At 58.9% G+C, this 13,676-nt stretch carries 13 protein-coding genes; 7 read left to right on the forward strand and 6 right to left on the reverse strand.

Annotated features, from left to right (window positions below):
• Positions 1–6 precede the first annotated feature (6 nt).
• From FE795_RS01030 to FE795_RS01050, 5 genes are all read left to right on the forward strand, one after another.
• Positions 7–1,071, forward strand: a complete 1,065-nt coding sequence (locus FE795_RS01030) for a branched-chain amino acid ABC transporter permease (RefSeq protein WP_003804848.1) — start codon at positions 7–9, stop codon at positions 1,069–1,071.
• A 137-nt stretch (positions 1,072–1,208) separates the two neighbouring features.
• A complete protein-coding gene (locus FE795_RS01035) occupies positions 1,209–2,477 on the forward strand; it encodes an ABC transporter substrate-binding protein (RefSeq protein WP_003804846.1) in 1,269 nt (422 codons plus the stop codon).
• A 50-nt stretch (positions 2,478–2,527) separates the two neighbouring features.
• On the forward strand, positions 2,528–3,361 hold the full coding sequence (locus FE795_RS01040) for an ABC transporter ATP-binding protein (protein ID WP_003804844.1): 834 nt from the start codon (positions 2,528–2,530) through the stop codon (positions 3,359–3,361).
• 251 nt (positions 3,362–3,612) lie between these two features.
• Positions 3,613–4,893: a phenylacetate--CoA ligase family protein gene (locus tag FE795_RS01045; RefSeq protein ID WP_003804840.1), complete on the forward strand. Its 1,281-nt coding sequence runs from the start codon at positions 3,613–3,615 to the stop codon at positions 4,891–4,893.
• 91 nt (positions 4,894–4,984) lie between these two features.
• On the forward strand, positions 4,985–6,001 hold the full coding sequence (locus FE795_RS01050; RefSeq protein ID WP_219235444.1) for an amino acid ABC transporter substrate-binding protein: 1,017 nt from the start codon (positions 4,985–4,987) through the stop codon (positions 5,999–6,001).
• Between the two features lie 272 nt (positions 6,002–6,273).
• On the opposite strand, the gene FE795_RS01055 is transcribed toward FE795_RS01050, so the two are convergent.
• The 3 genes from FE795_RS01055 to dprA form a co-directional block, all read right to left on the reverse strand.
• The gene (locus FE795_RS01055) at positions 6,274–6,741 is read right to left on the reverse strand and encodes a hypothetical protein (protein ID WP_039944042.1); all 468 of its coding nucleotides are present in this window, start codon (positions 6,739–6,741) and stop codon (positions 6,274–6,276) included.
• A complete protein-coding gene (locus FE795_RS01060) occupies positions 6,741–7,661 on the reverse strand; it encodes a hydroxymethylglutaryl-CoA lyase (protein WP_003804832.1) in 921 nt (306 codons plus the stop codon). Before FE795_RS01060 ends, FE795_RS01055 begins: the two co-directional genes overlap by 1 nt.
• A gap of 106 nt (positions 7,662–7,767) precedes the next feature.
• Entirely contained in the window at positions 7,768–8,922 is a 1,155-nt protein-coding gene (gene dprA, locus FE795_RS01065) for a DNA-processing protein DprA (protein ID WP_219235446.1), read from the reverse strand.
• Positions 8,923–9,089: 167 nt separating this feature from the next.
• Here dprA and def point away from each other — a divergent pair, with 167 nt between their 5' ends.
• Positions 9,090–9,608: a peptide deformylase gene (def, locus tag FE795_RS01070; RefSeq protein ID WP_219235448.1), complete on the forward strand. Its 519-nt coding sequence runs from the start codon at positions 9,090–9,092 to the stop codon at positions 9,606–9,608.
• Positions 9,609–9,613: 5 nt separating this feature from the next.
• Positions 9,614–10,555 carry a methionyl-tRNA formyltransferase gene (fmt, locus tag FE795_RS01075; protein ID WP_219235450.1) on the forward strand — a complete coding sequence of 314 codons (942 nt, stop codon included), beginning with the start codon at positions 9,614–9,616 and terminating at the stop codon, positions 10,553–10,555.
• Between the two features lie 15 nt (positions 10,556–10,570).
• Here the strand turns inward: fmt and FE795_RS01080 are convergent, their stop codons facing one another.
• The 3 genes from FE795_RS01080 to FE795_RS01090 form a co-directional block, all read right to left on the reverse strand.
• Positions 10,571–11,509 (reverse strand): DMT family transporter, encoded by a 939-nt coding sequence (locus FE795_RS01080; protein WP_003804822.1) that lies wholly within the window; start codon positions 11,507–11,509, stop codon positions 10,571–10,573.
• A gap of 69 nt (positions 11,510–11,578) precedes the next feature.
• Positions 11,579–12,934 carry an amidase gene (locus tag FE795_RS01085; RefSeq protein ID WP_003804820.1) on the reverse strand — a complete coding sequence of 452 codons (1,356 nt, stop codon included), beginning with the start codon at positions 12,932–12,934 and terminating at the stop codon, positions 11,579–11,581.
• 42 nt (positions 12,935–12,976) lie between these two features.
• On the reverse strand, positions 12,977–13,660 hold the full coding sequence (locus FE795_RS01090) for a DUF2848 domain-containing protein (protein WP_219235452.1): 684 nt from the start codon (positions 13,658–13,660) through the stop codon (positions 12,977–12,979).
• Positions 13,661–13,676 lie beyond the last annotated feature (16 nt).

Raw genomic sequence — 13,676 nt, forward strand, 5'->3', positions numbered from 1 at the left:
GTCGATATGATTTACCGCGAAAATGGTCAGTTCAAAAGCAGCTATCGGGCTGACCAGCAGATTTTCCCCATCCGCCAGGATCGCTATGTGGTGTTGGGCTTGTTGCTGGTGGCATTCCTGGTGGTGCCTGCCATGGCATCCAACTACTTCCTGCAAGCCATTCTGATCCCCTTTCTGATCCTGTCTCTGGCAGCCATTGGCCTGAACATCCTGGTGGGCTATTGCGGCCAGATCTCGATTGGTTCGGGCGCCTTCATGGCCGTGGGGGCATATGCCGCCTGGAACTTTGGCGTCCGTATTCCGGAGTTGCCGCTGGTGTTGCAAATCCTGCTGGGTGGCGTGTTTGCCACTCTGGTGGGCGTGGCCTTTGGCATCCCCAGCTTGCGTATCCGTGGCTTGTACCTGGCTGTCACGACACTGGCCGCACAGTTCTTTGTGGATTGGGCTTTCCTTCGCATTGCCTTTTTCACGAACTATTCGCCTTCGGGCAACGTGTCGGTACCTGCCTTGAGCGCCTTTGGTTTGCCGGTTCAAACCCCCATGCAAAAGTACTTGTTTGTGCTGATCTTCGTGGTGGTGTTTGCCCTGTTGGCCAAGAACCTGGTGCGTGGCGCGATTGGCCGCCAATGGATGGCAATCCGTGACATGGATGTGGCGGCCGAGGTCATTGGTATCCGTCCGGTCTATGCCAAGCTCACCGCCTTTGCCGTCAGCTCTTTCATCATCGGTGTTGCCGGTGCCCTGTGGGCCTTTATCCACCTGGGTTCCTGGGAGCCGCTGGCCTTTGACCTGAATCGTTCCCTGCAACTGCTGTTCATTGTCATCATCGGTGGACTGGGCTCGATTGTGGGCAGTTTCTTCGGCGCTGCCTTCATGGTTTTGCTGCCGGTGCTGTTGACCAACGTGCCGCACTGGTTTGGTGTGTCCATCGGGGTGGATACCGCTTCGCACATTGAGCACATGGTGTTTGGTGCCCTGATTGTGTTTTTCTTGATTGTGGAGCCGCACGGTTTGGCTCGACTCTGGAGTATTGGTAAGGAAAAGCTGCGTTTGTGGCCCTTCCCCCATTAACAGCAGGTAGGCAGTTCATTACAACAACAGCCCCGCCCATCGGGACGGGGTATTCAGACACATGGTACTTATCGGAGGACCAGGAGATGACAACACGACTGAAACGCGCTGTGCTCGGTTTGAGTGCTTGCGCTGCAATGCTGACCATGAGTACAGCCGCTGTGGCAGCCGAGGAACAGTACGTTCCACTGCTGACCTACCGCACCGGCTCCTTTGCGCCATTGGGTATCCCGTGGGCGGACGGCAAGCTGGACTATCTGGCTTTGGTCAATGAACGCGATGGCGGTGTCAATGGCGTCAAGCTGGTGTACGAGGAATGTGAGACCGCGTACGCCACCGACCGCGGCGTGGAGTGCTACGAGCGCATGAAAGGCAAGAATGGCGGGGCATCGGGTTTTGACACGCAGTCTACGGGCATTACCTTCGCCTTGACTGACAAGGCCTTTGTGGATGGGGTGCCCATTGAGACCATGGGTTACGGCCTGTCGCACTCGGCCAACGGGGCGGTGTTTGAGTGGAACTTCCCCTTGCTGGGTACGTACTGGACCGCGGCGGACGTCATGATTCAGGACATTGCCAAGCAAGTGGGTGAGGACAAGCTGAAAGATCAGCGTATTGCCCTGGTCTATCACGACTCGCCTTACGGCAAAGAGCCGATTGCGCTGTTGCAGGCTCGTGCCAAAGAGCAAGGCTTTAAATTGGATCTGTACCCGGTGACAGCGCCTGGCGTGGAGCAGAAGTCCACCTGGCTGCAGGTGCGCAAGAACCGTCCTGATTTCGTTTTGCTGTGGAGCGCCGGGATCATGACGCCTACCGCCATCCGTGAAGCGCAGGCCGTGGGTTACCCCCGCGACAAGATCTACGGCATCTGGTGGGCTGCCTCCGAGAGCGATGTGGTCGATCTGGGCCAGACTGCCAAGGGATACAAGGGCATAACCATCCACAACAGTGCTGCCGATGGTCCGGTGCATGATGCGGTGCGCGAGATGCATGCCAAGGGCAAAGGCGCTGAAAACGGCGACAAGTACGTGGGTACGCTGGCCCACACTCGCGGCATGATGATCTCCATGATGCAGGTCGAAGCAATCCGCGCGGCTCAGGAAAAGTTCGGCAAAGGCAAACACATGACCCCCGAGCAAGTGCGCTGGGGTTTTGAAAACCTGAACCTGGACGAGGCGCGTCTGAAAGAGTTGGGCTTTGAGGGCATCATGCGCCCCATCAAAACCTCATGCAGCAATCACATGGGTGACGACTGGGCGCGTATTGTGCAGTGGGATGGCAACAAATTTGAAGTCGTGTCCGACTGGTATCAGTCCGACAAGAAATTTGTCGATCCGCTAGTCAAGGAAATGTCGGCCAAGTACGCCGCCGAGAAGAAAATTACGCCTCGCAACTGCGAAGGCTAAACCCAGGCGCCCAGGGTTCGCCCTGGGCACTGCATTGCGTGGGGAAGATTATGAGTGAGACCGTAGGCCAAGTGGATGAGACGCCCGCCCTGCTGGACGTCAATGGCATCGAAGTGATTTACAACCACGTCATTTTGGTGCTCAAGGGCGTGTCCTTGCGGGTGCCGGAGGGGCGGATTGTTGCCTTGCTGGGCGCCAACGGTGCCGGTAAAACCACGACCTTGCGGGCCGTATCAAATTTGCTGCGCGCCGAGCGCGGCGATGTGACCAAAGGCCAGATCCATCTGCGTGGTGAGCGTATTGATCAGCTGACGCCGGCCGATCTGGTCAAGCGCGGCGTGGTGCAGGTGATGGAAGGGCGTCATTGTTTCGCGCACTTGAGCATTGAAGAAAATTTATTGACGGGGGCCTATACCCGCTCCTTGTCGCGTGGCGACCTGAGCGCCGAGCTGGACAAGGTCTACCAGTATTTTCCGCGACTCAAGCAGCGCCGTGCCAGTCAGGCCGGCTATACCTCGGGCGGGGAGCAGCAAATGTGTGCCATTGGCCGCGCCTTGATGGCCGATCCGGGCATGATTTTGCTGGACGAACCGTCCATGGGACTCGCGCCGCAGGTGGTGGAAGAAATTTTCGAGATTGTGCGGGATCTGAATCAGCGCGAGCGAGTCAGTTTCCTGCTGGCCGAGCAAAACACCAACGTGGCCCTGAAATATGCTGACTATGGCTACATCCTGGAAAACGGCCGGGTCATGATGGACGGACCGTCGCAGGCGCTGGCCGAGAACGAGGACGTCAAGGAGTTTTACCTGGGTGTGTCAGGAGGAGAGCGCAAGAGCTTTCGCGACAATAAATTTTACCGGCGTCGCAAGCGCTGGCTGGCGTAACGCCCAGGAATTTCCATGTATCAGCCGGGTCTGGCCTGTACTGAACAGCAGCAGGAACAGCACAGGGAAAGACCTGCCACCGGGATGCACATGAGGTGCCGCCCTTGGCCTTTTGACGTTTTGAGTTTTGGGCTGCTTCTGGCTACACAGGGTGTGGCTGCGGAGCTTGGCATTGACACGCCTTTGTCTGTGGACAGCAGATTGGTTTGGCGCAGCGTGTTGGGATGCCAATTCATCCCACTGGAGGATAAATGAGCGAGTATTACGATGAGCGCGAGACCCTGGAACCGGACGAGCGCGAAGCCGATTTGATGACCCGTTTGCCGCAGGTGTTGCAGGCGGCAGCCCAGGGCGCCCCTGCCATTGCCAGGCAACTGGAGGGCGTGGAGCTGGCGGCCGTGCGCAGCCGCGAGGATCTGCTGGCCATCCCGGTGTTTCGTAAAAGTGAGTTGTTGCAGGCCCAGCTTCAGGCTCGGGAGCAGGCACGGGCCGGGCAGTCTTCGGCCGCTTACGCGCAGGCTGTCTTTGGGGGCTTTTCCTCCATCTCCTGGGGAGCGGCCCGCAAGGTGTTTGCCTCGCCCGGCCCCATGTACGAACCTGAAAGCCGCCGCTCGGACTATTGGGGTTTCGCGCGTGCCCTGTATGCGGCAGGTTTTCGGCGTGAAGAACTGATTTTCAATTGTTTTTCTTATCACTTCACTCCGGCAGGCTCCATGATGGAAACGGCCGCGCATGCACTCGATTGCACTGTATTTCCCGGTGGGGTGGGCCAAACCGAGCAGCAGGTGCAGGCTATGGCCGATTTGCGCCCTCACGGCTATACCGGCACACCCAGTTTTCTGAAAATCATCATGGAAAAAGCCCAGGCCATGCAAATTGCCTTGCCGGGTCTGAGCAAGGCTTTGTTTTCAGGTGAGGCCTATCCGCCGTCGTTGCAAAAGTGGTTCAGCGAGCAAGGGGTGGCAGGCTACCAGGCTTATGGCAGTGCAGATCTGGGCATGATCGCCTACGAAACCCAGGCTCGCGAAGGCTTGGTGTTGAATGAAAACCTGATCCTGGAAATTGTGCGTCCTGGCACGGGACAGCCGGTGGCCCCGGGTGAAGTGGGCGAGGTCGTGGTGACTTCTTTCAATCCCGACTATCCGCTGGTGCGCTTCGGGACGGGGGACCTGTCTGCCGTGTTGCCTGGGCAATCCCCCTGCGGCCGCACCAATCAGCGTATTCGCGGCTGGATGGGGCGTGCGGATCAGACTACCAAGGTGCGGGGCATGTTTGTGCATCCGGGGCAGGTGGAGCAGATTCGTCTGCGGCACAAAGAATTGGGGCAAGCCCGTCTGGTGGTACGCGGGGCCAGTGGCCAGGATCAGATGGTGTTTCAGGTGGAAGTGAGCGCACAGCCCGACGGGCTGGAAAGCGCCTTGGCGGATTCGATCCGTGAGATCACCAAACTGCGCGCCCAGGTGGAGTTTATGGCACCTGGCGCCCTGCCAAGGGATGGTAAAGTCATCGAGGACCAACGCAGCTACGATTAATTTGCCATATAGATATGCACACAAGTAGCGTTCGGGCTGCGGTACTATTTCAGGAAAATAGCCAATACCTATATCTTTTGAGGAGAGCCCGATGCGCTTTGTGCCAGTTTCTGCTGTTGTCCTGGCCTTGATGGCCAGCCTGCCTGCTGCCCAGGCAGCCACCTTGGACAATGTCCAACAGCGCGGCCACGTGCTGTGTGGCGTGACCACCGGTTTTGCCGGGTTTTCGGCCCCTGATGACAAGGGGACCTGGACGGGCCTGGATATTGACGTATGTCGTTCGGTGGCGGCGGCCACCTTGGGTGATGCCAGCAAGTTCAAGGCGGTGCCTTTGAACTCCCAGCAGCGCTTCACAGCCTTGCAATCGGGCGAAATTGATCTTCTGGCCCGTAATACCACCGTGACCCAGCAGCGTGACACGGCGCTCGGTGCCATTCATGCCGGCATCAACTTTTACGATGGCCAGGGTTTTCTGGTGTCCAAGAAGCTGGGCGTGACCAGTGCCAAGGAACTGAACGGCGCTACCGTTTGCATGCAGACTGGCACGTCCAACGAAAATACGATGGCCGATTGGGCACGTGCCAACAAGGTTGACTACAAGCCAGTCGTGATCGAACAGTTCAACGAAGTGGTCAATGCTTTTGTGGCGGGTCGTTGTGACGTGTTTTCCACTGACGCCTCCGGTCTGGCGTCGATTCGCATCTCCAAAATGGAGAACCCGGACGATTATCTGGTTCTGCCAGAAATCATTTCCAAAGAGCCTTTGGGTCCCTTCGTTCGTCAGGGCGACGATGCTTGGCTGAACATTGTGAAATGGTCCCTGCAAGCCAGCTTCAATGCCGAAGAGTTGGGTGTGACGGCCGCCAACGTGGATGAAAAACTCAAAAGCGACAATCCCAACATTCAGCGTCTGCTTGGGGTGACGCCAGGTGCCGGCAAGAACCTGGGCCTGGACGAAAAATGGGCTTACAACATCATCAAGCAAGTCGGTAATTACGGTGAGTCTTTCGAGCGTAACGTGGGTAAAGGCAGCCCGCTGCAGATCGAACGCGGCCTCAATGCCCTGTGGATCGACGGTGGCCTGATTTACGGTCTGCCTATTCGTTAATCCTTTCGGGGTTCACGATATGCAAAAAGCAGCTCTCTTTGAGAGCTGCTTTTTTATTGACTGATGGGTCTGGGGGCTATGACGTTGCTGTGCGTTTTGCTCTTGGTCCCCGGATGGTGTGCGCTGCCCCGGGGACTGGTGGTGTAGGTATCGTCGTGGGGTGGAACACGGCCATACCTGGTCTGTCTAACTGCTGCGCACGGCTTTCGTATGGAAGACGTGCTGGATTGTTTGCCCCAATATGCCAAGCCTTACGGAGCAAACCGGAAGACCTAATTCTTGCGCCTCAACACCAGGGAAATCTTGGCAAAGGCTACTTGCAGATCCTGTGTGGCACCTTGAAAAATCACGGGACGACCACGTCGGGTAAAGCAGATCAGACGCTTGGAGTTGAACAGCGGCACAAATTTGGCAAAGTGGATGTCCTGCCATTGCACTTGCCGCTTCATGATCCAGCTCTGGCGTATGCCGGTCTGGTCAATTGTGGTGACCCCATGCCACATGTGCCAGGCAATCAGAATCAGGCCGGTAAACAGCAGTACCAGACTGCCCGCCAGCACGGGGCTGATAGCCGCCCCTTGCGGAGAGCCGGCGACCAAGGCAAACCGCACCCCGATCAGGGCCAGCACGACCCAGGCACTGGCAGCGACCCATTTGGGCCAGGAGCGGCCTTGAATGGGAAGCGGGCCCAGGTCGCTTAACAGGGCGTCAATTTCCTCTTTGGTGGGGGCTTGGCTCATCAGCACGCGGCGGCCCCTTGCTTGCGGGCGGCCAGGGCGTTACCGGCATTGCTGGCCGATTTACGCTTCAGGTGAGCCGAAATCCATTGTCCCGTCTCTACCACGGCGTTCAGATCAATGCCGGTCTCAATATCCAGGCCTTGCATCAGGAACAGTACGTCTTCAGTCGCGACGTTGCCGGTTGCGCCCTTGGCGTAGGGACAGCCGCCCAGACCGGCCACGGAGCTGTGGAAAATATGAATGCCAGCCTGCATGGACGCGACGATATTGGCAATGGCCTGGCCGTAGGTGTCGTGGAAGTGGCCGGACACATGAGCTGGGTCTATGTGCTCGGTCACCATGCGCATGAGGTCATAAACCTGGCGGGCCGTGCCTACGCCGATGGTGTCGGCCACGTCGATCTCGTCACAGCCCAGTTCGATCAGGCGCTTGCCGACTTTCAGTACGTTGGACGGGGCTACCGCACCTTCATAGGGACAACCGAAAGAACAGCTGATGGAGCCGCGCAAACGCAAACCGGCTTCTTTGGCAGCCTGGGCAACGGGGGCAAAGCGCTCCAGCGATTCTTCGATGCTGCAATTGATGTTGCGCTGGGAAAATGCCTCGCTGGCGGCGGCGAAGATCACCACTTCGTCCGCCTTGGCGGCCAGGGCACCTTCAAAACCACGCATATTGGGGGTCAGGACGGAATAAATCGTGCCGGGGCGACGGTCGATCATTGCCATCAACTCGGCGCCGTCGGCCATTTGCGGTACCCATTTGGGCGACACAAAAGAAGCTGCTTCCACATTCACAAAGCCAGCATGAGACAAACGGTTGACCAGCTCGACCTTGACGTCGGTGGGGATGAATTCTTTTTCGTTCTGCAAGCCGTCCCGGGGGCCGACCTCCACAATCTTGACGCGCGATGGGTATGACATGAAGTTTCCTGAAGGGATAGAGGGCTGGGGCCCGCAGGCCCTGACGTAATCGTCATGATACCTCTTGAGGGCCGGGGCTGGCGCCCTAGGAACTGCCCTATGGTTCTTAAGGCTTCAAGCGTTGAAAGCGGCCGTCGGGCAGGGCCTCGATACAGCCTGCCAGCTCCAGCTCGGCCAGGAAGGCGGGCAGTTCGGTAGCCAGCAGGCCGGTACGACGCATCAGTTGCTCCGGAGTCAAGGGGGCAAAGTCGATGCGCTCCAGGATGGGACGTAGTTCCTCGGGCAAGCTGTCATGGGCATGTGGCGTGGGTCCGGGCCGGGCAGGCGTGTCCCGGCAGACGTCGCCTTGGGCATTGCCCAGCTCGTCCAGAATATCTTGGGCGCTTTCAACCAGCTTGGCACCTTGACGAATCAGAGCGTGGCAGCCTCGAGCCAAAGGGGAGTTAATGGAGCCGGGAATGGCAAAGACTTCTCGCCCCAGCTCCCCGGCCAAACGGGCGGTAATCAGCGAACCGCTTTGTTTGGCGGCCTCCACCACCAGTACGCCCTTGGACAGCGCAGCCACAATGCGATTTCGACGCGGAAAGTGGTGGGGCAGGGCCCGTGTTCCCAGAGGGAATTCGCTCAGCAACAGCCCCTGAGCGCTGATTTGATGAGCCAGGTCGCGATGGGCGGCCGGGTAGACCAGATCCAGACCGGTACCCATGACCGCAAGGGTGCCGGCACCCTGAGAGCCGGCTTGCAAAGCTCCCTTATGGGCGGCCTGATCGATGCCGCTGGCCAGACCACTGATAATGCACCACCCCTTGGTCGCCAGGGTATGGGCAAAATCGGTCGCGGTTTCCTGTCCGGATTGGGTGGCGTTGCGCGCTCCCACAATAGCCAGCCCTTTACGCTGCAAGATACCTAGATCGCCATTTGCGTAAAGCAGCAGGGGAGCGTCGTGCAGATCCAGCAAGGCAGCCGGGTAGCTGGCGTCAGCCAAGGTCACGATATGGTGGCCAGGCTGTTTGAGCCATTGCACCGTTTGGTCTATGAGTGCCTGCAGCTCTTTCACCGGCTCCTGGCTGAGTTGTACCGCCAGTTCGCCAGGGATATGCCGCGACAGGGTTTGCACCGAGCTTTGGTAGATGTGCGGTGGCAGCCCGCAGGCCGCCAGCAATTGCCGGGCCTGGGCGGGTGCAAGCCCAGGCTCTAGCGACAGGCGCAACCAGGCATGCAATTCTTCCGAAATTTCATCCGAGCTAAAATAATGAGGCATAAGGCAGTGTGGCACGAAACGAAACCGTGTTCGGTGTAACCCCGATATTTTTATCCAGGGTGGATGTCGTTTGGTGACCAGGGCGTCGTGGTGTGCCGGGGCAATCGGATGCCGCTCTGAAACTTGTTTTATTATATCGACTTATCGCTTTTTCTTCGGACATGACAATGGCTTTGCTTCCCATCCTTAAATTTCCTGACCCCCGACTGCACACGGTGGCCAAACCTGTGCAGGAGGTCGATGACCGCATTCGCAAACTGGTCAAGGATATGGCCGAGACCATGTATGACGCGCCCGGTGTAGGCCTGGCTGCGACCCAGGTGGATGTCCACGAGCGGGTGGTGGTAATTGATGTGTCCGAAAGCGGCAATGAATTGCTGGTGCTGATCAACCCGGAAATCACCTGGAAAAGTGAAGAGCTGAAGGTGTACGAAGAGGGTTGCCTGTCCGTGCCCGATACTTATGACAAGGTCGAGCGTGCGGCCTGTATCCGTTTCAAGGCCCAGGACGAGAACGGACAGTGGTACGAGAAAGAAGCCGACGGCCTGCTGGCGGTGTGTGTGCAGCACGAGCTGGATCACCTGGATGGCAAGGTGTTTGTGGAGTATCTGTCCGTGCTCAAACGTGAACGTATTCGCAGCCGTTTGCGCAAGCAGCAGCGTGAAGCCCTGAAGGCAGGGCAATAGTTGCCATGCGTATTGTTTTTGCCGGTACCCCAGATTTCGCTCGTGTGGCCTTGGAAGCGCTGCTAGCCCAGGGTGTTGAGGTTTCCTTGGTCATGACGCAGCCGGATCGCCCGGCGGGTCGGGGTATGAAACTGAGCCCCAGCCCGGTCAAGCAGGCCGCCCTGAAGGCTGCTATCCCGGTCCTGCAGCCGCATAGTCTGCGCCTGGATGGCAAGTACCCCGAGGAGGCCGCCCAGGCCCGCCAGACATTGTTGGACGTGCAGCCCGATTTGATGGTGGTGGCCGCTTATGGTTTGATTTTGCCCAAGTGGACCTTGGAGCTGCCACGTTATGGCTGCTTCAATATTCACGCCAGTCTGCTACCCCGCTGGCGTGGCGCGGCCCCTATTCAGCGGGCCATTCAGGCAGGCGATGCGGCAACGGGCATCACCATCATGCAGATGGATGAAGGCTTGGATACCGGCGATATGCTGGTGCGCAGCGAGCTGCCCATTCGCGATGACCACAGTGCTGCCACCTTGCATGACGATCTCGCTCAACTGGGGGCGCAGGCCTTGCTGGACGCCTTGCAGCACTTGCGTGATGGCACCTTGCAGGCCGTTCCTCAGCCAGAGGCAGGTGTGACCTATGCCGAGAAATTGTCCAAGGCGGAATCGGTGCTGGATTTAAGCCGGCCAGCCAAGGAACTGGAGCGCCGTATTCGTGCGTTTGACCCAGTGCCAGGCTCCACTCTGTCCTTGCCCGGTTTGGAGCAGCCTGTGAAGGTGTGGCGCGCTCAGGTGGTAGAACAGACGCATTGCGCGGAACCGGGTCAGATTCTGAACGTCAGTGCCCAAGGTATTGATGTGGCTTGCGGTGAAGGGGTGTTACGTTTGCTGGAGCTGCAAAAAGCCGGTTCCAAACGCCAGCCCGTCGCCGTCTTTGTGCAGGGCTGGCAATCGCGCTAAGTTCGCGCCAACGAGTCAGGCGCCGGATTGCTTCTGGCGCCGCCACTCCAGCGTTCCAATCACAATACCGCTGGCACAGACCACGCCAATTCCGATCCAGGTAAACATGTCGGGGAACTGACCCCAGATCAACCAGCCCAGCGCGGCGGCCGCCACGATTTGCAGGTAGACAAAGGGGGCCAGCAGCGAGGCCGACGCTCGCTGATAAGCCTGAATTTGCAGCAAGTGTCCCAGGCAGCCCCACAGGCCGGTAGAAATCAGAATCAACCATTGGAAAATGGTCAGCTCTTTCAGGGCGGGCAGCGCTGCGGGTAAAAGAAAAGGCAGGGCAATGGTCAGGCAGATGCTGCCAACGGCACCGCTCCAGATCAGTGTGGTCAGTGAGTTGTCCACCGCCACGCGACGGGTCGCGATAAATTGTGTGGCGAACATGCAGGCGGTGATCAAACCAAACATCACCCCAAGCGGGTCCAGGCCGGCCGTTGGTCGGATGATGATGAGCACCCCCAGGAACCCGACTCCGGCTGCTATCCAGCGGCTCAGACGAGGTGGTTCTTTCAGAATCCAGGGAGCGACCGACAGCACCAGCAAGGGTGCCAGGAAATTGATGGACGTGGCCTCAGCCTGAGGCAGATAGCTCAGTGCCGTGAAAAATGAAAAGGTGGACAGCATCATCACGGTGCCACGCAGTATTTGCGCTTTGGGCCGGGTGCTGCGCAAAATCTTGTGTCCTTTGACGGGCAGCACCAGCGCCAACACCAGGGCCAGATGGACCACGTAGCGAAACCAGCACATCACCAGCAAGGGCACGCCAAAGCCCATGATCCATTTGCCACTGGCATCCAGTCCCGACAGCGCCCAGGACGACAGAATCAGGATGAGCACCCCCGCCAAGGGAAAGGCTGTCGGTGTCAGACTGGTCCGGGGCAAGGAGGAAGACTGGGTTGTGCTCATGACAGGCTCCTGACGCAAAGCACAAGGACGGCCGGGTGGCCGTCCTGAAACGAACTTCATCTTAGCGGATTAGCGTCCGCGCAAGGGCAATACCCGTTCGATCGCTGCACCTACTGCCAGCAAGTGTTCGTCATGGTAGGCAGGAGCGGCCACCATCAGGCCGACCGGGGCCTCACCGGCAGCGTGGCAGGGCAGGGACAGGGCGCAGCCGTCCAGGAAGTTGATCAGTGTGGGATTGCGCAAAACCAGGCCGTTGGTGGCGAAGTACACCTCGTCCGAGGCCTGCAGATCGGCAATGCGCGGGGCGACGACGGGTACGGTCGGCATCAGCACGGCATCATAGCGCTCCAGACGGCTCTCGACCGCGCTGATCCAGGCTTGGCGGGTATCCTGCAGTTCGATGTAGTCAGCGCAGTCGATGTCCTTGCCGCGCAGGATGCGCGAGGCCACACGTGGATCATATTGTTCGCCCTTGCTTTGCAGGGTGTCACGGTGAACGGACCAGGCTTCCGCGCAGACAAAGCCGCCTTTGCGGTTGATGTGGGGCAACTGCTCAAACTCGGGCAGGTCAATTTCCTCAACGACTGCGCCGTGCTCACGCAGCAAGGCGATGGCGCGGTCAAAGGCGGCGCGTACCGTCTGATCAATGCCATCAAAGACAAAGGTCTTGGGTACGGCCAGGCGCACGGTTTCCAGGGCAGGAGTCGCCACAGGTACATAAGGTTGGTCGGTCAGGATGGCATCAACAATGGCGCAGCACTCAACAGAAACCGCCAAGGGGCCGTTGGAGTCCAGGCTGCGGGACAAGGGCATGGTGCCTTCGCTGGGGACACGCTCGGCAGTGGGTTTAAAACCGGTCAGGCCGTTAAAGGCCGAAGGGATACGAATCGAGCCGCCGGTATCGGTACCAATGGAAAAGACCGACATGCCCTGGGCAACCGCGACCCCGGCGCCGGAGGACGAGCCCCCGGGGATACGGGCATTGTCACGATCCCAAACGGAGCGCGGAGTGCCGTAGTGAGGGTTGATGCCCAGACCGGAGAAGGCAAATTCGGTCATATTGGTCGAGCCGATCAAAATGGCGCCGGCGCGCAGCAGGCGTTCCACAATGGTGGCGTGCTGCTCGGCAGGCTCAGCATCTTTAAGCACTGTCGACCCACCCAACGTTATGTAGCCGGCGATGTCATGCAGGTTCTTGACCGACATGGGCAGACCCTCGACCAGCGAGCGGCTCAGACCGGCCGCACGCAAGATGTCGGAAGCCTTGGCCGCTGCCAGAGCCTGTTCGGCAAATACTTCGATGAACGTGGCAGCGCCGTCACGGCTGTCGTCCTGGATACGTTCCAGGGCTTGCCGAGTCAGTTCGACCGAGGTGGTTTCGCCACGATCAAGAGCACGTTGCAGTTCGGTAATAGTCGCTAGCATGGATCACTCGCTAAATAAATGGGTGGGGCGGGCTGGGCCAGTTTAGGCTACTTCGGGCAGGACTTCAGCCACATAGGTGTGGCGGATGCTGCGTTCGCGGCGGGGGTCATACAGTTCCATGGTGAACTGGGCAGCGGGACGGATGCCTCCGATCGCGCCGACGGTGCCGCAGGTCATGCCGTAGCCTTCCGGCATGGTGGTGGACTGGAAGTAGCCCTCGATCAGCTCCAGCGGATTTTTCAGTGTGGACAAGGGACCGTCCTGGTACAGGACTTCCTTGCCGTCTTCCTGAATGTAGGCGCGGATGATCAGCTCGTCCCAGTACTCTGCCACGTCGCTGAACAACCAGGCTTCGCGGGCAATGGGTTTGGCGCAGATCTGTTTGGACAGGGCAACGCTATGCGCTTCCAGAACACGATCGGTGTGATCGGACGCCAGGCTCACCAGCAGGCGGCCTTGATGAGTGAAGACAAATACCTCAGTCTCGCCCGACGACCCCGAGCCCACGACCTGGATGTCGGCATCCTGAATCATCTGGTTGGCCGCGATGCGGTAGTACAGCGGTACCGAGCTGGGGCGTGGTACGCCCAGTTCGGCCAGCTCTTCAATGTGGTGCTCGATGGCGGCCAGATCACGGCCCGCCCAACCGGCCACGATGCAGTGCTGCAGATCAGCCTCGATGATTTCAGTGTGGGTGGCCTGGGCCAGTTCAAAGGTCAAACGCATAGCAGTACTCGTTAAC

It is taken from the genome of Alcaligenes ammonioxydans (genome assembly GCF_019343455.1).
Taxonomy (GTDB): Bacteria; Pseudomonadota; Gammaproteobacteria; order Burkholderiales; family Burkholderiaceae_B; genus Alcaligenes; species Alcaligenes ammonioxydans.

Coding starts and splice junctions, on each gene's coding strand:
- FE795_RS01030 (WP_003804848.1), top strand. CDS start 7: ATGATTTACCGCGAAAATGGTCAGTTCAAAAGCAGCTATCGGGCTGAC.
- FE795_RS01035 (WP_003804846.1), top strand. CDS start 1,209: ATGCTGACCATGAGTACAGCCGCTGTGGCAGCCGAGGAACAGTACGTT.
- FE795_RS01040 (WP_003804844.1), top strand. CDS start 2,528: ATGAGTGAGACCGTAGGCCAAGTGGATGAGACGCCCGCCCTGCTGGAC.
- FE795_RS01045 (WP_003804840.1), top strand. CDS start 3,613: ATGAGCGAGTATTACGATGAGCGCGAGACCCTGGAACCGGACGAGCGC.
- FE795_RS01050 (WP_219235444.1), top strand. CDS start 4,985: ATGCGCTTTGTGCCAGTTTCTGCTGTTGTCCTGGCCTTGATGGCCAGC.
- FE795_RS01055 (WP_039944042.1), bottom strand. CDS start 6,741: ATGAGCCAAGCCCCCACCAAAGAGGAAATTGACGCCCTGTTAAGCGAC.
- FE795_RS01060 (WP_003804832.1), bottom strand. CDS start 7,661: ATGTCATACCCATCGCGCGTCAAGATTGTGGAGGTCGGCCCCCGGGAC.
- dprA (WP_219235446.1), bottom strand. CDS start 8,922: ATGCCTCATTATTTTAGCTCGGATGAAATTTCGGAAGAATTGCATGCC.
- def (WP_219235448.1), top strand. CDS start 9,090: ATGGCTTTGCTTCCCATCCTTAAATTTCCTGACCCCCGACTGCACACG.
- fmt (WP_219235450.1), top strand. CDS start 9,614: ATGCGTATTGTTTTTGCCGGTACCCCAGATTTCGCTCGTGTGGCCTTG.
- FE795_RS01080 (WP_003804822.1), bottom strand. CDS start 11,509: ATGAGCACAACCCAGTCTTCCTCCTTGCCCCGGACCAGTCTGACACCG.
- FE795_RS01085 (WP_003804820.1), bottom strand. CDS start 12,934: ATGCTAGCGACTATTACCGAACTGCAACGTGCTCTTGATCGTGGCGAA.
- FE795_RS01090 (WP_219235452.1), bottom strand. CDS start 13,660: ATGCGTTTGACCTTTGAACTGGCCCAGGCCACCCACACTGAAATCATC.